14 protein-coding genes and 1 pseudogene are annotated in these 16,485 nt (G+C 72.2%); 6 read left to right on the top strand and 9 right to left on the bottom strand.

What is annotated here, in order from left to right; genetic code table 11:
* Nucleotides 1–148 precede the first annotated feature (148 nt).
* From AB0C69_RS20520 to AB0C69_RS20500, 5 genes and pseudogenes are all read left to right on the top strand, one after another.
* Nucleotides 149–535: pseudogene (locus AB0C69_RS20520) on the top strand (flotillin domain-containing protein); the annotation flags it as partial.
* 77 nt (nucleotides 536–612) lie between these two features.
* Nucleotides 613–1,287: an NUDIX domain-containing protein gene (locus tag AB0C69_RS20515; RefSeq protein ID WP_179831702.1), complete on the top strand. Its 675-nt coding sequence runs from the start codon at nucleotides 613–615 to the stop codon at nucleotides 1,285–1,287.
* 57 nt (nucleotides 1,288–1,344) lie between these two features.
* Nucleotides 1,345–1,638, top strand: coding sequence for a DUF6401 family natural product biosynthesis protein (locus AB0C69_RS20510; RefSeq protein ID WP_345171405.1), 294 nt, complete (start codon nucleotides 1,345–1,347; stop codon nucleotides 1,636–1,638).
* A gap of 38 nt (nucleotides 1,639–1,676) precedes the next feature.
* Nucleotides 1,677–2,756 carry a histidinol-phosphate transaminase gene (gene hisC, locus AB0C69_RS20505; RefSeq protein WP_360355685.1) on the top strand — a complete coding sequence of 360 codons (1,080 nt, stop codon included), beginning with the start codon at nucleotides 1,677–1,679 and terminating at the stop codon, nucleotides 2,754–2,756.
* 119 nt (nucleotides 2,757–2,875) lie between these two features.
* Nucleotides 2,876–3,751: an SDR family NAD(P)-dependent oxidoreductase gene (locus tag AB0C69_RS20500; protein ID WP_360355683.1), complete on the top strand. Its 876-nt coding sequence runs from the start codon at nucleotides 2,876–2,878 to the stop codon at nucleotides 3,749–3,751.
* Between the two features lie 55 nt (nucleotides 3,752–3,806).
* Here the strand turns inward: AB0C69_RS20500 and AB0C69_RS20495 are convergent, their stop codons facing one another.
* The 6 genes from AB0C69_RS20495 to purD all read right to left on the bottom strand — a co-directional run bounded on the left by AB0C69_RS20495 (nucleotide 3,807) and on the right by purD (nucleotide 12,099).
* Complete coding sequence (locus tag AB0C69_RS20495; protein WP_345171397.1) at nucleotides 3,807–5,135, bottom strand: transcriptional regulator; 1,329 nt, start codon at nucleotides 5,133–5,135, stop codon at nucleotides 3,807–3,809.
* 880 nt (nucleotides 5,136–6,015) lie between these two features.
* Nucleotides 6,016–7,302, bottom strand: a complete 1,287-nt coding sequence (gene murA / locus AB0C69_RS20490) for a UDP-N-acetylglucosamine 1-carboxyvinyltransferase (RefSeq protein WP_179838279.1) — start codon at nucleotides 7,300–7,302, stop codon at nucleotides 6,016–6,018.
* 269 nt (nucleotides 7,303–7,571) lie between these two features.
* Nucleotides 7,572–8,360, bottom strand: a complete 789-nt coding sequence (locus AB0C69_RS20485) for an MOSC N-terminal beta barrel domain-containing protein (RefSeq protein ID WP_345171395.1) — start codon at nucleotides 8,358–8,360, stop codon at nucleotides 7,572–7,574.
* An 8-nt stretch (nucleotides 8,361–8,368) separates the two neighbouring features.
* Nucleotides 8,369–9,679 carry an adenylosuccinate lyase gene (purB, locus tag AB0C69_RS20480; protein ID WP_353831917.1) on the bottom strand — a complete coding sequence of 437 codons (1,311 nt, stop codon included), beginning with the start codon at nucleotides 9,677–9,679 and terminating at the stop codon, nucleotides 8,369–8,371.
* Entirely contained in the window at nucleotides 9,672–10,814 is a 1,143-nt protein-coding gene (locus AB0C69_RS20475) for a low temperature requirement protein A (protein WP_360355679.1), read from the bottom strand. Before AB0C69_RS20475 ends, purB begins: the two co-directional genes overlap by 8 nt.
* 34 nt (nucleotides 10,815–10,848) lie before the next feature.
* Nucleotides 10,849–12,099: a phosphoribosylamine--glycine ligase gene (gene purD, locus AB0C69_RS20470; RefSeq protein WP_360355677.1), complete on the bottom strand. Its 1,251-nt coding sequence runs from the start codon at nucleotides 12,097–12,099 to the stop codon at nucleotides 10,849–10,851.
* Between the two features lie 369 nt (nucleotides 12,100–12,468).
* On the opposite strand from purD, the gene AB0C69_RS20465 reads away from it, so the two are divergent.
* Complete coding sequence (locus AB0C69_RS20465; RefSeq protein ID WP_360355674.1) at nucleotides 12,469–13,554, top strand: magnesium and cobalt transport protein CorA; 1,086 nt, start codon at nucleotides 12,469–12,471, stop codon at nucleotides 13,552–13,554.
* A 193-nt stretch (nucleotides 13,555–13,747) separates the two neighbouring features.
* Here the strand turns inward: AB0C69_RS20465 and AB0C69_RS20460 are convergent, their stop codons facing one another.
* The 3 genes from AB0C69_RS20460 to AB0C69_RS20450 all read right to left on the bottom strand — a co-directional run bounded on the left by AB0C69_RS20460 (nucleotide 13,748) and on the right by AB0C69_RS20450 (nucleotide 16,457).
* Nucleotides 13,748–14,590, bottom strand: a complete 843-nt coding sequence (locus AB0C69_RS20460; protein WP_360355671.1) for a glycerophosphodiester phosphodiesterase family protein — start codon at nucleotides 14,588–14,590, stop codon at nucleotides 13,748–13,750.
* Between the two features lie 68 nt (nucleotides 14,591–14,658).
* Nucleotides 14,659–15,942 carry an adenylosuccinate synthase gene (locus AB0C69_RS20455; protein WP_360355669.1) on the bottom strand — a complete coding sequence of 428 codons (1,284 nt, stop codon included), beginning with the start codon at nucleotides 15,940–15,942 and terminating at the stop codon, nucleotides 14,659–14,661.
* Nucleotides 15,943–16,061: 119 nt separating this feature from the next.
* Nucleotides 16,062–16,457 (bottom strand): helix-turn-helix transcriptional regulator, encoded by a 396-nt coding sequence (locus tag AB0C69_RS20450; protein WP_360355666.1) that lies wholly within the window; start codon nucleotides 16,455–16,457, stop codon nucleotides 16,062–16,064.
* Nucleotides 16,458–16,485 lie beyond the last annotated feature (28 nt).

Below are 16,485 nucleotides of genomic sequence, written 5' to 3'. Positions count from 1 at the left end.
GCCGCCCTTTCGCGTGCGGGTCAGTTGTCGGCGGGCTCGTCCTCGGGGACGAAGTCGACCCCGGCCTCCGCGCGCTGCTCCGGGGTGATGGGGGTCGGCGCGGCGGTCAGGGGGTCGTACCGAGGTCCAGCTCAAGGCGCAGCGCGAGTCCGAGGCCATCCGGCTGATCGGTGAGGCCGAGGCGGACGCGACCCGCCGCCGGGGCCTGGCCGAGGCCGAGGCGATCAAGGCCCGCGCGGAGGCGCTGGCGGAGAACACCGACGCCGTCATCGCCCAGCAGCTCGCCGAGCAGTGGCCGCAGATCGTCGAGGCGGGCGCGGGCGTGTTCGGCAACGTCGACAACATGGTCGTGCTGAACGGCGCCCAGGGCGTCGAGGACATGCTCGCCAAGGCCCTCACGCTCGGCGGCACCGGCCTCGGCGTCGCCCGCCAGCTGCTCGCCGGGCTGAACTCCCAGAGCGCCCCGGCGGGAGTCAACGGCCACAACGGGACCCCGGCCGCGACCGTCCCCGTCGAGATCCCCAAGGAAGACTAGGCGCCGATGCGCGGAAGGCCCGGCCCCGCCGGGCCTTCCTGGCGTCAGCGGGGGGCCGGTCCCGCTAAGTTCGTTGCATGCCCGTGCCCCGGCTCGCCGTCTCCGTCGACCTCGTCGTGCTCACCGTCCGGGAGCAGCGCCTGTGCGCCCTGCGGTGGCGGCGCGACCGGCCGCCGTACGAGGGGGCGTGGTCGCTGCCGGGCGGGTTCATCCAGCTCGACGAGGACCTGCCGGTGGCCGCGGCCCGGCTGATGGCCGAGCGCGCGGGGCTCGCGGACGTGCGGATCCACCTGGAGCAGCTCGCCACCTACGGGTACCCGGACCGCGACCCCCGGCAGCGGGTGGTGAGCGTCGCCTACCTGGGGCTGGCGCCGGACCTGCCCGCCTCCAGCCGCGCCCAGGTGCTGTGGACCGCCGTCGACGACCTCCTCCACCACGACCGGGCCGCGTTCGACCACCGGCGGATCCTGGGCGACGGGATGGAGCGGGCGCGGGCGAAGCTGGAGTACACCTCGCTGGCGGCGGCGTTCTGCCCGCCCGAGTTCACGGTCGCGGAGCTGCGGCGCGTCTACGAGATCGTCTGGGGCACCACCCTCGACCCGCGGAACTTCCACCGGAAGGTGACCGGCGCCGACCGGTTCCTCATCCCGACCGACCAGACCACGACCCGCGACGGAGGGCGCCCCGCGCGCCTCTACCGCCGGGGCGATGCCGAGCAGTTGCGGCCGCCCATGCTGAGGCCGCGCGGATGAGCTTTTACCTGGGGTGATGTTCCGAGCAGCGCCGGACCGTTGCTAGTTTCACCCCCTATGAACGGTGACTCGCCCGAAGTGCTCGGCCTGCTCGTCCGGGACATCGGTGAGGCGGGCGTCGCGGAGATGGCCGGTTCCCCGGGCCTCGCGGCGGCCGTCGACCAGCACGTGGCCAGCCTCCGCGACGAGCTCGGCGCGCCCGGCGAACCGCCCGGCGCCGACGAGCTGATGGGCTACCTGCACGGCTTCGCGGAGGACGCCTTCAACCGGGGCTGGTGGCCGCAGGACACCCAGGACTGGGAGTTCGTCCGGATCGTGGCCGTTTGCTGGATGATGAGGAACGCTGCGTAGGCTGGGCCCATCACCCCTGTGCAATCTGGAGGACAACGGTGTCCGAGGCACCCACACCCCGCTTCCGCTCCGTTCTCGACCGCTTCGTGGCTTACAAGCCCGGCAAGGTCGTGGTGTCGCCCGAGGGGCGCTCGTTCAAGCTGTCGTCCAACGAGTCGCCGCACGGGCCGCTGCCCTCGGTCGTCGAGGCGATCGGTGAGGCGGCGCGCAACATCAACCGCTACCCGGACAACAACGCGACCGCGCTGACCGAGGCGATCGCGTCGTTCTGCGGCGTCCCCGCCGACCACGTCGCGGTGGGCTGCGGCTCCGTCGGGATGACCCAGATGCTGCTGGAGGCGGTCGCCGAGCCGGGCACCGAGGTCGTGTACGCGTGGCGGTCGTTCGAGGCATACCCGCTGCTGGTGTCGCTGTCGGGCGCGACGAGCGTCCAGGTGCCCCTGCGGGACGAGACCCACGACCTGCGCGCGATGGCGGACGCCATCACCGAGAAGACGCGGCTGGTCTTCGTCTGCAACCCGAACAATCCCACCGGCACCGCCGTGGGCCGCGCGCAGATCGAGGAGCTCCTCGACCGCGTTCCCGCCGACTGCCTGGTGGTCCTGGACGAGGCGTACCGCGAGTACGTCCGCGACGACGACGTCCCGGACGGCCTCACCCTCTACGGCGACCGTCCCAACCTGGCGATCCTGCGCACGTTCTCCAAGGCCTACGGCCTGGCGGGCCTGCGCATCGGCTACCTCGTCGCGCACCCGCTCGTCGCCGGCTCCATCCGCAAGACGTTCCTGCCGTTCAGCGTGAACTCCGTCGCGCAGGCCGCCGGCATCGCGTCCCTGGACGCCACCGACGAGCTGATGGAGCGCGTCGAGGGCACGGTGAAGGAGCGCGACCGCGTCCGCGCCGCCCTCCTCGCCGACGGCTGGACGGTCCCGCCCACCGAGGCGAACTTCGTGTGGCTGCGCCTCGGCGACCGCACGATGGAGTTCTCCGCCGCCTGCGACGCCCACGGCGTGAGCGTCCGGCCCTTCGACGGCGAGGGCGCCCGCGTCTCCATCGGCTCCCCCGAGGAGAACGACGCCTTCCTCACCGTGGCGAGCTCCTTCCCCCACCGCAACTGACCGTCGGCGGCGCGCCCGGCCCGGTTCGTCGGGGCCGGGAGCACGTCCTCGCTCCGGCGTCAGCCTGGCCGGGGGCCGGGGCTCCGGGCCGCGGCCGCGGCCGTCTCGACGTCGATGCCGTGTCCGGGGCGAGGCTCTCGGCCGTCTGGAGCGCGGTGGCGAGCGCGGCCACCGCCAGCTCGACCAGTGCGATGATCTCCGCGGCACGGATCCTGTTCACCGGCGCGTCCAGCGGCATCGGCCGCGCCCTCGCCCTCGCGCTCGCCGCCGAGGGCGCCCGGCTCGCCGTGGCCGCGCGACGGGAGGGAGAGCTGCGGGCGCTGGCGGCGGAGATCGGCGAGCGGGGGCACCCGGTGCCGACGGTGCTGGCCTGCGACCTGTCGGTGCCCGGTGCCGCCGCGGACCTGGCGGCCCGTGCGCGGGACGCTCTCGGCGGCATCGACGTCCTCGTCAGCAACGCGGGAGTGAGCCTGGTCGAGGCCCTGGCCGACCTCGGGGACGGCGAGAGCGCCCGCGCGAGCTTCGAGACGAACTTCTGGTCCCCGCTGGCGCTGGCCGCCGCCGTCCTGCCCGGGATGCGCGCGGCCGGGAGCGGCACGATCGTCAACGTCACGTCGACCGTGCAGGCCGTCCCGCTGCCGCTGCTCGGCTACTACGGCGCCGCGAAGGCGGCCCTCGCGCAGGCCACCGGCTCACTCCGGCACGAACTGCGCCATACCCCGATCCGCGTGCTGGAGGTCGTGCCGGGCTCCACCGACACGCCCCTGCGGGACGTCGACCGGCTCCCCTGGCGCGCGCCGACCAGGACACCGCCGCCGGTCCCGCCGGAGTCGGTCGCCCGGGCGACGGTCCGGGCACTGAAGAGCGGCAGGCGGCGCGTCGTGCACCCCGCCTACTCGCTCCTCCCGCTCGAACTCCCGGTCATCGGACGTCTGGTCGCCTCCGTCGCCGCCCGGCGCATCGACACCGGCGGCGTTCTCGTACCGCGGCGGTGACGAGCGGAGGGGACCGCGATACGGCCGGACGTGCCGGTACACGCTCGCGTCGCGGTCAGCCGGCCTTGGCCGGGCCGAGTTTCTCCACGATCAGGCGGTAGAGCTGGCGGGGGCGGCCCGGCTGGGGGGTGCGGTTCGGGGGGAGCGGCCAGGCGAGGCCCTCCTCGACCAGCGTGCGCAGGAGGCGGCGGGCCGTGCGGGGCGTGACGCCGAGCATCTTGCCGGCGTTCTCCGCGTCGACGATGAGGGGCTGCTCCTGGTCGCCGAGCTTGTCGGCGAGCCGGGCCAGGATCTCCAGGCCCTTCGGCTTGGCCTGCGGCTGGGTGCGCGGCGGCGTGCGCGGCGCCGGGACGAGCGCGCGGCCGTCGCGGTCCAGCGCGAAGCCCTGCGCCCGCTGGGAGCTCTGGGAGCGCGCCAACGCGGCGCGGGCGTGGTTCTCCGCCTCGTGGGCCGTGCGGCCCATGCCGATGCCGACCTCGATGGCCAGGCCGAGCTCCTCGCGGACGCGCTCGACGAACGGCGGCGTCCGGAAGCCCTCGGTGGACGCGGTGACCGAGCCGCGCGTGGCGATGACGAGGTAGCTGTGGTCGTCGACGGGCCACACGGAGGCGTTCATCCGGTGCGCCTCCTGGAGGAGCACGCGGTGCAGGGCCAGCTTCAGCTCGTCGCGCCAGTAGCGCGGGGTGACGCGGCGCGGGGTCTCGCGGAGGGTCGGGACGTCCACCAGCACGACGACGAGCTGCGACTCCTCCAGGCGGTGGTGGGCGCCGAGGAGCGCGGCGGTCTGCAGGGAGCTGCGGATCGCGGCGCCGGTCGGCCGGACGCGGATGGTCGGGACGCCCGCCATCTCCATGCGCTCGGCGGTCGCGTGCACGCAGGTCATCGCGACGGTGGTGGCGCCGCGCCGCCAGAGCCGCTCGTGGAACGCGGCGAGCGTGCCGGGGCCCGCGGCCTCCTCGCGCAGGTGCACCTGCTCGGTGCCGAGGCTGATCTCGGAGTAGGCCTCCTCGACCTCGGCGCGGCCGAGCACGTCGATGCTGACCCGGGACGGGTCGAAGCGCTCGTCGAGGGACGCCCGCAGCAGCGCGCCCTGCAGGGCGGCGCCGTTCAACGGCACGTACGTGGCGGGCATCGTCAGGACGCCGGCCTTGCGCGCGAAGTCGTACGGGACGGGACTGGCGAACAGGCACACGTCCACGCCCGAGCCGAGGCGCACGACCTTGTCGGCCGCCTCCTGCTCGTCGCGGTACGCGGCGGCCACCAGCCTGCTCGGTACGGGTGTGGGGCCGTGGCCCATGAGCATGACCCGTTCGACGAGGTCGTGGGGGCCCACGACCCCGATCGTGAGGTCGGGGGTGACGGACCCCGTTCGCGCCGCCGTCATCGATGATCGCTCGCTTCCCATCCGGCCTCTCGGCGGGGGCACCGCCCCGGCCATCTGATCGCGCACGTTCCGCCCAACGGTTGACTCATGGCTTGACGCCCCTGCCTTCTGACCCAGCACCCGCACTTCCCGTGCGATTCGACTTCCCGCGAACCCGCCTCCGGAAAGTGGAGGAGGGCCGTCTTGCCCGAGCTCCCACCCGCCTCGGCGAAGCGGAGAGGATCTCCTTCTAGCTGGCAGATCGGGTCAGGGCGACGTGATGTGACACCCAGACGCGAAATCGAATCAAGAGTGCGGCGAAAAAGTAACCTACGCGACCCCCTGGTCAGTAATTTGTCACCAATCGGCCAGCCTTGATCCTGCATCTTCGGATGTCCGAAGTTGAAAAACAAGACCCGAAACCATGGCGGGGGCCCCTTCCTGACGCTCCTACGTACTGGAGGGACCCCTGCGGCGTCCGTTTGGTTTACGCGGCGGCCGAAATCAGGCGACCCGATCTCGCCTGCTCCGGAAAGACGAGTGATCCGTCCAGAGCGCGTGATCGGGGGCGGTCGGTGAATTTTTACCGCGTTACGGTCCGGTCGAATCGGACCGTTCCACGCATGACTTCGCAGGTCAGAGAGTCGGCGTTCGACCGGTAAGGAAGCTCCGTCCGAGCCGTGCGTAACCACGCGGTAACGCACGGCTCAACGGATTTGCCGGGGACCGTTACTCGGCTCGTCAGGGATCAACCAGGAGTTGGTCAGGCCCGAGGCCACATTCGGCCGATCGACCAACGGCGACCGGACGCGCGGCGCTGAGCTTCGGACGGCGCGGCGGCGCGGTTCGGATGGCGCCGCGCCGCGGTTCGGATGGCGCCGCGCCGCGAGGGCGCCCGGCGCTAGCCGACTTCGCGGACGATCTCGGCGCCGAGCTGGGAGAGCCGCTCGGCCGTGTGCGCGTGCCCGCGGTCGAGGTAGTAGGCGGAGGTGATGGTGGTCTCGCCCTCGGCGGCGAGGCCGGCCAGCACCAGGGCGCTGCCGCAGCGCAGGTCGTGCGCCTCGACCTCGGCGCCGCGCAGGCCGCGCGGGCCGTTGACCTTCGCGCGGTTGCCGTCCACCTCGATGTCGGCGCCCATCTTCGCCAGCTCGCCGGCCAGCTTGAACCGGCCGTCGAAGATCCGCTCGTAGATGTAGGAGGGGCCCTCGGCCAGGCAGGACACCGCCATGATCGGCGACTGCAGGTCGGTGGCGAAGCCCGGGTACTCGTCGGTGATGACGTTGATCGGGCGGAGCGTCCGGTCGCGGCGCACCTGCAGGACGGCGCCCTGCTGGTGGAACTCCACGCCCATCTGCTCCAGCTTGTCGGCGGCGACGCCGAGGTGCTCCAGCGAGGCGCCGACGAGGCTGAGGTCGCCGCCGGTGATCGCGGCGGCCATGACGAACACGCCGGCGTCGATCCGGTCGGGCATCACGGTGTGCTCGACGGCGGTCAGCTCGTCCACGCCCTCGACCGTGATGAAGCCGGTGCCGCCGCCGCTGATCCGGGCGCCCATCGCCTGGAGGATGGCGATGTTGTCCAGCACCTCCGGCTCCAGCGCCGCGTTCTTGATCAGCGTGGTGCCGTGCGCCAGCGCCGCCGCCATGATCAGGTTCTCGGTGCCGGTGTGCGAGGGGGTGTCGCAGTAGAGCGTGCCGCCGCGCAGGTCGCCGGCCTTGATGTGGATGATGCCGTCGCCGTTGTCGGCCACGTGCTCGGTGACCGTGGCGCCCATCCGCTTGAAGCCGTTGTAGTGGAAGTCCAGGTTGCGGCTGCCGAGGTTGCAGCCGCCGACGCCCTCGATGACCGCCTCGCCGAGACGGTGCAGCAGGGCGGGGACGAACAGGAACGAGCCGCGGAACCGGGACGCGATCTCGGCGGGCAGCACGGGGCTGCTCAGCGTCGAGGCGTCGATCACCAGCGTGCGCTCGGTCTCGTGCAGCTCGGCCTTGGCGCCGATGGCCCGCGCCAGCTCCACCGCCCGCCGCACGTCCTCGATGATCGGGACGTTGCGCAGCACGGTGCGTCCCCGGGAGGCCATCAGCGAGGCGCCGATCATCGGGAGGACGGCGTTCTTCGCGCCCTGGATGAAGACCGTGCCGTGCAGCTGCCGGCCGCCGCGCATGCGGTAGCGAACCTCGTGGCCCATGCTCATGCCGCCTAACTTCCTCTCGGGTGCGGTTGCGTGTGCGATCCAGTTGGGAGCACGAGGGCCGAGCGTGCCTGACGGTGTCCCCCCGCTGCCGACGCGACCCCAGTAAACCATCGGGCCGGAGGTGTGGCGTCCGGCCCGGGCCCCGCGGGCGTCAGTCTGCTCGTTGAGACTTCCGGAACACGCCAAAGGTTCGCGTTCCCTGAGGAAATTCCCCCGGCGAGCCTAGGGGCGGCGGGCCCCCGCCGCCGGGGTTTTGAAGATCATCATTCGGTGCGGGGGGCCACGACCTCCACCGGGTCGCCCACCCTGAGCGTGCCGAGGACGCGCGGGACGCAGTTCTGGCCGAACTGGATTCCGCGGTCCCGGGTGCGGTAGGAGGCGAGCGTCCGCAGCGGCTCACGGCCGCGCTCCGCGGTCCGCTGGTCGGTGGTGGTGACGACGCAGCGGGTGCACGGCTTGACCATCTCGATGACGGCCTCGCCGACGCGCAGCAGGCGCACCTCGTCCTCGCCGTAGGGGCCGAGGCCCTCGACGACGAGAGACGGGCGGAACCGGTTCATCGGGAGGGGCTCGTCCAGCCGCGCGTTGAGGTCGGCGAGGGACTCGGCCGAGATGACCAGGAGCGGGTAGCCGTCGGCGAACATGACCTCGCCGCCGCCGCGGGCCGTCGGACGCAGGCCGGTGAAGCGCACGAGGCGGCAGCCGGCGCCGAGCAGGTCGCCGAACCAGGCCGCGGCCTCGTCGCCCTGGTCGACGCCCCGGCACTGCGACCGCTGGACGGACACCTCCCGCACCTCGCCCTCGTCCGCGGCCTTGTGGACGAGTCGCGAGGCGCCGGGGGCGTCCACCGTCAGGACCGTCCCGTCGTAGGACGGGCGCATGAGCGCCATCCGGGCGTGGTCGCGCTGGGACAGGAAGCGGCCCTCGGGGGTGACCAGCATGAACTCGCGGTCGAACGGCAGGCCGCGCGGGGTCAGCTCCGCACTGCGCAGCGCCGTCCCGCCGCCGCCCTTGAGCGGGTAGACGTTCAGCTCGGTCAGGGTCCCCTGCACGGCCCCTCCTAACTGAGAGCGGTCAGGCGGTCGAACATCGGGCCGAGGCGCGCCACGAAGCGCTCCGGGCGGCACACCTCGTCCAGGCGCTTCTCGTCCAGCGTGAGGCCCGCCTCCGCGGCGTGCGCGCGCAGCGTCTCGCGGAACGGCGTGCCGGTCTCCCAGGTCGCCATGGCGGCCTTCTGGACGAGCGGGTAGGCCTCGTCGTCGCGCGACATGCCCGCCTCGACCAGCTCCAGCAGGACGGTCGAGGTGTAGATGAGGCCGCCGGTCGAGTCCAGGTTCTCCCGCATCCGCGCCTCGTCCACCACGAGCCCGGACATGAGGCGGTTCGTCAGGTTCAGCATGTAGTCGAGCGCGATGGAGGCGTCCGGCAGCGCGATCCGCTCGGTGGAGGAGTGCGAGATGTCGCGCTCGTGCCACAGCGGGATGCCCTCCAGCACCGGGACGATCTGGGCCCGCACGATCCGCGCCATCCCCGCCAGCCGCTCGGAGATGATCGGGTTCTTCTTGTGGGGCATCGCCGACGAGCCCTTCTGGCCCTTGCCGAACGGCTCCCACAGCTCCCGGACCTCGGTGCGCTGCCCGTGCCGCACCTCCAGCGCGATGGCCTCGCACACCGTCGCCATGATCGCCAGGGACGAGACCCACTCGCTGATCCCGTCGCGCAGGACGACCTGGGTCGACACGTCCGCGGCCTTCAGGCCGAGCTTGCGCGCGACGTGCAGCTCGATCGCCGGGTCGATGTTGGAGTACGTCCCGACCGCGCCGGAGATCGCCATCACGCCCACGGCCTCGCGGGCGCGCCGCAGCCGGTCGCGGGACCGGGCCATGGCGAACGCGAAGTCGGCGACGCGGTGGCCCCATACGTCCGGCTCGCCGTGGATGCCGTGCGTGCGCCCGACCCGCAGCGTCGCCCGGTGCGCCAGCGCGTGGTCGCGCAGCGTCGCGACGAGCGCGTCCGCCTTCTCCAGCAGGATGTCGGTGGCCTCGACCAGCTGCAGCGCGAGCGCCGTGTCGAGCAGGTCGGACGACGTCATGCCGAAGTGGACGAACCGCGCGGCCTCCCGCGGCTCGGTGTTGTCCGCCCACGCCGACAGGAAGGCGATGACGTCGTGCTGCGTCACGGCCTCGATGGCGTGCACGGCCTCCGGCGTCGGCGGCGGCGCCTTGCGCACCGGCTCCACCACCTCCGGCGGGATCGTGCCGGCCTCGGCGTGGGCCTCGACGACGAGGACCTCCACCTGGCACCACAGCTCGTACTTGTGCGCGTCGCTCCAGACGCGTCCCATCTCCGGAAGGGTGTAGCGCTCAATCACCCGACGATTGTCCCAGGCCGGGAACCGCCGCGTCCGGCCGGGTCGCCGCGTGCTCCAGCGCCAGCGCGGCGGCGACCACCAGGACGAGGGCGGTGATCTCGGCGGCGGCCACCCAGAGGCCCAGCGGAGTGACGGCGAGCGCGGCCGCGGCGGCGCCGAGCCGGATGCGGGACGGTCCGATGCGCACGGCCCGGCGGAACGCCGCGTCGCCCGCCAGGTAGAGCGCGACGCCGCCGGCGAGCGCGAGCGCGGGGCCGGTGTGCAGGCCGTCCCAGGCGTGCCCGACGGCCGTCCCCATGCCGGCCGCCGCGACGATGATCCCGATGACCAGCGGGATGTGGGCGTAGAAGTAGCCGAACATCGTCATCTGCGTGCGGCGCACGTCGTCGGCGGCGGCCAGCGACTCCTCGGCGCGCTCGTCGTCCCTGGCGAAGTAGCTCCACCAGACGGCCGCCGCGAGCGCCAGCCCGAGCAGCACGGCGACGACCAGGCCCGGGTCCAGGTGGGCGTGCTCGGCGCCCGCCCCGACCGCGATCACCGACTCGCCGATGGTGATCATGACGAGCAGCCCGTGCCGCTCGACGATGTGCGCGGCCCGGATGGTGAACAGCCCGCCCGCCGGCACGATGTACGGCTGGACGATCGGTACGACGAGCGCGAGCGTCCACAGCACGTACACGGCCGGCCCGTGGTCGAGGATCCCGGCGACGATGATGAGCGCCGCCGCGAGGAGGTTGGCCGGGAGGACGCGCAGGATGTTCGGGTTGTCCTGCGCGTACAGCGTCACATGGGCGAGCACCAGCACCAGGTACCCGAGGCCCCACAGCACGCCGCCGCCCTTGAACGCCGTCGGGGTGGCTAGGGCGACCATGAAGAACCCGCCCATCCCGACCAGGAGCAGCAGGCGCCGTCCCGCCGTCGTGGGGGTGAGGGTGTTGGTCAGCCAGGCGTAGCCGCCGTACATCCACCACAGGACGCCGAACATCAGCACGACCTGGGCCAGGCCCAGCGCGTTCAGTTCCTTGACCAGGACGTGGCTGAGCTGGGTCACCGCGAAGACGAACACCAGGTCGAAGAAGAGCTCCAGCGTCGTGACGCGGTAGACCTCCTCGCCCGCGGGCGAAGGTGATGCCATGCCTGACCTGCCTTGTATCTGTGTAATCAGGTAATCATGGCAGGGAGACGGCCTTCAGCGCGATGTCCGTCCGGTGGTGGGACCCGCGCAGGCCGATCCTGGACACGGCCTCGTAGGCGGCGGCCCGGGCGGCGGCGAGGTCGGGCCCGGTGCCGACGACGTTGAGGACGCGCCCGCCGCTCGCGACCGGCCGCCCCTCGCCGCCGAGCGCGGTGCCCGCGTGCAGGACGTAGGCGCCCTCGACCGCGGCGGCCTCCTCCAAGCCGGTGATCTCGTCGCCCTTCGCCGGGGCGGCCGGGTAGCCCTCGGCGGCCACGACCACCGTCACGGCCGAGCCCGGCAGCCATTCGAGGCGCAGGCTCGGGTCGAGGCCCCCGATCGCGCAGGCCTGGAGCAGCGTGGCGACGGGGGTCGCCAGCCGGTCCAGCACGACCTGGGTCTCGGGGTCGCCGAAGCGCGCGTTGAACTCCACCACCCGCACGCCCTGGGACGTCAGCGCGAGCCCGGCGTACAGGACGCCGACGTACGGGGTCTCGCGGCGGCGCAACTCGTCCACGGTGGGCTGGACGACGGTGGCCATGACCTCGTCCACCAGTCCGGGCGGCGCCCAGGGCAGCGGCGTGTACGCGCCCATCCCGCCGGTGTTCGGACCCTCGTCGCCGTCGTAGGCGCGCTTGAAGTCCTGCGCGGGCAGCAGCGGGACGGCGTGCTGCCCGTCGCACAGCGCGAAAAGGGAGACCTCGGGACCGTCCAGGTACTCCTCGACCACGACGCGGTCGCAGGCGTCGGCGTGCCGCAGCGCCTCGTCGCGGCTCTCGGTGACGACCACGCCCTTCCCGGCCGCGAGCCCGTCGTCCTTCACCACGTACGGCGGGCCGAAGGCGTCGAGCGCCTCCTCGACCTGCCCGCTCGACTCGCAGACCCGCGAGTCGGCGGTGGGCACCCCCGCCGCGGCCATGATCTCCTTGGCGAACGCCTTGGACGCCTCGATCTTCGCGGCGGCGCGGTCCGGCCCGAAGCAGGGGATGCCCGCCTTGCGCAGGGCGTCGCCGACCCCGGCCACCAGAACCGCCTCCGGCCCGATGACGACCAGGCTCACCCGGAGCCGCGCGGCCAGTTCCACCACCGCCGTGCGGTTCGTCGGATCGAGCTGGTGATTGTCCGCGATCTCTGCCGTGCCCGGATTGCCCGGGGCGCAGTGGAGGGCGGTGACGGCAGGGTCGCGGTGCAGGGCGCGGACGAGCGCATGCTCGCGGCCACCCGATCCAAGGACGAGTACTCGCACGTCGCGAGCTTACTGGTCCCCCACCCCGCGCCGGGCGCGTGTAACCCCTGCGCGAAGGGGCATGCGGCCCGGTGAGGCGGCCGTCACACCGGGACGTGTGAACCTGACCGATACGGGCGGCGTCCTACATATCGGCTGGTAGGCTGCCACGGGCTTGACCGCCCGCTGTCGAGGTGCCCCGAAAGGAGGTGGTCGGGATGAGTCCTGGTGATACTTGCAGTTCGCCGGAGAACCCTCACAGTCCGAACCGGACTGTTCCACCGTCCGCCTCCATCTGGCGCCCGGCCGACGCTCTCGCGCGCTCCCTTCGCTGACCAGCCTGGGTTGAGCGCGCGCTGCGTGCGTGGCCGGCGGGTTAGGAGCACCTCCATGGCCATGACACGAGTCCGCCCCGGCCGCGCACTGTTCAAGACGCGCGGCCGCCCCAGCGGCGTGCAGGCTCCGAACCGCGATTCCGCCGTCATCGACTGGGCCGCCTACATCGACGGCCACCGCGTCTGCACCGACACCATCCCCGACGCCGTCCGCCTCGTCCGCGACGGCCGGCTCACCCCCGAGGGCGACAGCGCCGGCTTCGTCTGGGTCGGCCTCCACGAGCCGTCCGCCGGCGAGCTCTCCGACCTCGCCGAGGTCTTCGGCCTGCACCCCCTCGCCGTCGAGGACGCCATCCACGCCCACCAGCGCCCCAAGCTCGAACGCTACGACGACGTCCACTTCGTCGTCATGAAGACCGTCGGCTACGTCTCCAGCGGCCCCGGCGGCGCCGAAGTCGTCGAGACCGGCGAGATCATGCTGTTCTGCGGCCCCGACTTCGTCGTCACCGTCCGGCACGGTGCCCACGGCGCGCTCGGCCCCGTCCGCCGCGACCTGGAGAAGGACCCCGCCCGCCTCGCCCTCGGCCCCGCAGCCGTCCTGCACGCCGTCACCGACCGCGTCGTGGACGGCTACGTCGGCGTCGCCGACGCCGTCATGGAGGACATCGACGAGGTCGAAGAGGCCGTCTTCTCCCCCGAGCGCACCGACGAGTCCCGCCGCATCTACCGGCTCAAGCGCGAGGTCATCCAGCTCAAGCGCGCCGTCGGCCCGCTCGCCGGCCCCCTGCGCAACCTGACCGGCCGCCGCTTCGTCCCCGCCGAGATCAAGGAGTACCTCCGCGACGTCGAGGACCACCTCACCCGCGTCCGCGAGCAGGTCGAGTCCTACGACGAACTCCTCAACCCCATCCTCCAGGCGCACATGACCCAGGTCACCGTCGCCGACAACAAGGACATGCGCAAGATCTCGGCCTGGGGCGCCATCTTCATGGTCCCCACCGCCATCGCCGGCGTCTACGGCATGAACTTCGACCACATGCCCGAGACCCGCTGGCAGTACGGCTACCCCATGATCCTCAGCGTCATCTCCCTCGCCTGCTTCGCCCTCTACCGAGGCTTCCGCCGCAACGGATGGCTCTGACATCGCATTTATCTCCTCCTTCGGGCCTGGCGGCCCTCCATCGTCGATAAACGCGGGCGATCGCTGGCATCGCTCCGACTCGCCTTGCGGCTCGCTGCGCGATCAGGTTCTCGCTCCGCTCGAACCTGCCTTCGGACGCGATCGCAACCCTTGAGGTTGTTGCGGGGTTGCGGCGGTGGCTGGGCGTTGTGCGTCAGATGGCGGGGGTTGGTGTTTGCAGGGCTAGCAGGACGTCTGGGTAGTCGGTGACTATCGCGTCTGCGCCGTCGCGGATGAAGCGGGTCATGTCCTCGGGGGTGTTGACCGTCCAGACGATGACCGGGAGGGCCAGGGAGTGGGCCTGGTCTATGAGGGCGGGGGTGGCGATCTTGTGTTCGGGGGAGACGGCGGTGGCGCCCAGGGCGAAGGCGGCGGCCACCGGGTCGGCCGGGGAGTGGCCTGCGAGCCAGGCGGATTCCGGGGCGAGGGTCTTGCGTTCCATCAGGGCGACACGGCCCAGGTCCGGGTAGTGGCGGCGGGCCTCGGCCAGGACGCGCCAGTCGAAGGCCAGGAGCTGGGAGCGTCCGGTGCAGCCGAAGGCCTTCAGGACGGCCGCCGCGGAGGCGGTCAGGAGCTCCACCTCCTCGTCGGTCCAGGAGGGGTCCGTCTTCAGCTCGACGGAGAGCCCGACGCCCGTGGGGGCCAGCAGGGCGCACGCCTCGGCGAGCGTGGGGACGCGGGTGCCGGGCATCGGGGCGGCCGCGCAGCTGAGGCCCGCGTCGAGCGTCCGCAGCTGGGCGAGGGACAGTTCGCGGACGGGTCTGCCGACGTAGGGGTAGGCGGGGTCGTCCGGCCAGGCGGGGCCCGTGTCGGCGAGGACGGCGGGGGAGACCACCTGGTCGTGGCCGAGGACGACCACGCCGTCCGAGGACAGGCCCACGTCCAGCTCGATCACGTCGACGCCGAGGCCGAGGGCGTGGGCGAAGCCGGGCAGGGTGTTCTCCGGACGGAGGCCGCGCGCCCCGCGATGTCCGTGCACCTCGACGGAAGAGATCACCGAACGCACGCTACCGCCCGTGACCGAACGCCCAGTGAGGAACGGGTGAGCAGGAGGGAAACGCGAGGTCAGACCAGGGGCCTGAGCGAGAGGGTCTGGTCGCGGCCGGGGCCCACGCCGATCGCGGAGATCTGGGCGCCGGACATCTGCTCCAGCGCCCGGACGTACGCCTGCGCGTTGGCGGGCAGGTCCTCGAACTTCTGGGCGCGGGTGATGTCCTCCTGCCAGCCGTCCAGGTACTCCAGGACGGGCTTGGCGTGGTGGAACTCGGTCTGCGTCGTGGGCAGCTCGTCCACCCGGACGCCGTCGATCTCGTAGGCGACGCACACCGGGACCCGGTCCAGGCCGGACAGGACGTCCAGCTTCGTCAGGAAGTAGTCGGTGATGCCGTTGACGCGGGTGGCGTAGCGGGCGATCACGGCGTCGAACCAGCCGCAGCGGCGGTCGCGGCCGGTGGTCACGCCGTACTCGCCACCGGTCGTGCGCAGGTACTCGCCCTGCTCGTCCAGCAGCTCGGTGGGGAACGGGCCGGACCCGACCCGGGTCGTGTAGGCCTTGAGGATGCCGATCACTCGGGTGATCTTGGTGGGGCCGACTCCGGAGCCCGCGCAGGCGCCGCCGGCCGTGGGGCTGGACGACGTCACGAACGGGTACGTCCCGTGGTCGATGTCCAGCAGCGTGCCCTGCGCGCCCTCCAGCAGGACGACCTTGCCGTCGTCCAGCGCCTTGTTCAGGATGAGGGTGGTGTCGGCGACGAACGGCTTGAGGCGCTCGCCGTAGGCCAGGTACTCCTGGACGATCGGCCCGGTCTCGATGCGGCGGCGGTTGTAGACCTTCGTCAGGACCTGGTTCTTCTCGCGCAGGGCCAGGTCGAGCTTCTGCGTGAGGATGTTCGGGTCGAACAGGTCCTGGACCCGGATGCCCATCCGGTTGATCTTGTCGGCGTAGGTGGGGCCGATGCCGCGGCCGGTGGTGCCGATCCGGGCCTTGCCGAGGTAGCGCTCGGTGACCTTGTCGAGGGCGCGGTGGTGCGGCATGATCAGGTGCGCGTTCGCCGAGATCAGCAGCCGCTCGCAGCCGATGCCGCGGTCCCGCAGGCCGTCGATCTCCTGCAGCAGCACGGCGGGGTCGATCACCACGCCGTTGCCGATCACGGGGACGACGTCGGGCGACAGCACTCCGGACGGCAGCAGGTGCAGCGCGTAGCTCTTGTCGCCGATGACCACGGTGTGGCCCGCGTTGTTGCCGCCCTGGTAGCGGACGACGTAGTCGACGTCCCCACCGAGCAGGTCTGTCGCCTTGCCCTTGCCCTCATCTCCCCACTGGGCACCGACAAGAACGATGGCAGGCATGCCACTTTCCCTTCCCACGACGAAGGCCCCGGTCGCCGCAAGCGCGAAGGGGCCTCTTGCGATCAAAGGGTACCCGCAGGCGGGCGACAAAGAAACCGGAGGGGGTCGATGGCCGCCGGTCACCGGCCCCGGCGCGGCCAGTAGTTCTCTGCGAACAGCTTGGCGACCAGCTCGCCGCGGCTCGACACGCGCGTCTTGGCGAACACCGCCTTGACGTGGTCGCGGACGGTGTGCGGGGAGATGACCAGCTCGGCGGCGATGCCGCCGGTGGTCAGCCCGCGCGCGATCAGCTGGGTGATCTCCAGCTCGCGGGCGGACAGGCCGTAGGCCTCCGCGATGACCGGCGCCATGTCGGAGCCGGCGGCCGGCTGGACGACCACGGCGGTGGGGCCGGGCGAACCGGGGACCCCGTCCATGCAGGAGGCGTGGACGACGAGCCACTGGCCGTCGCGGGTGCGGATCCGGACGCGGGCCGCTCCGCGGTCGCGGCCGGGCGCGGCCGGTCGGGAGAGCACACGGCTGAAAAACAGTACAAGGAGAAGG

This window comes from Actinomadura sp. NPDC048032, from assembly GCF_040653175.1.
Classification (GTDB): domain Bacteria; phylum Actinomycetota; class Actinomycetes; order Streptosporangiales; family Streptosporangiaceae; genus Spirillospora; species Spirillospora verrucosospora.
The sequence above is the reverse complement of the archived record's forward strand: the minus strand, read 5'-3'. Positions and strand labels throughout refer to the sequence as shown.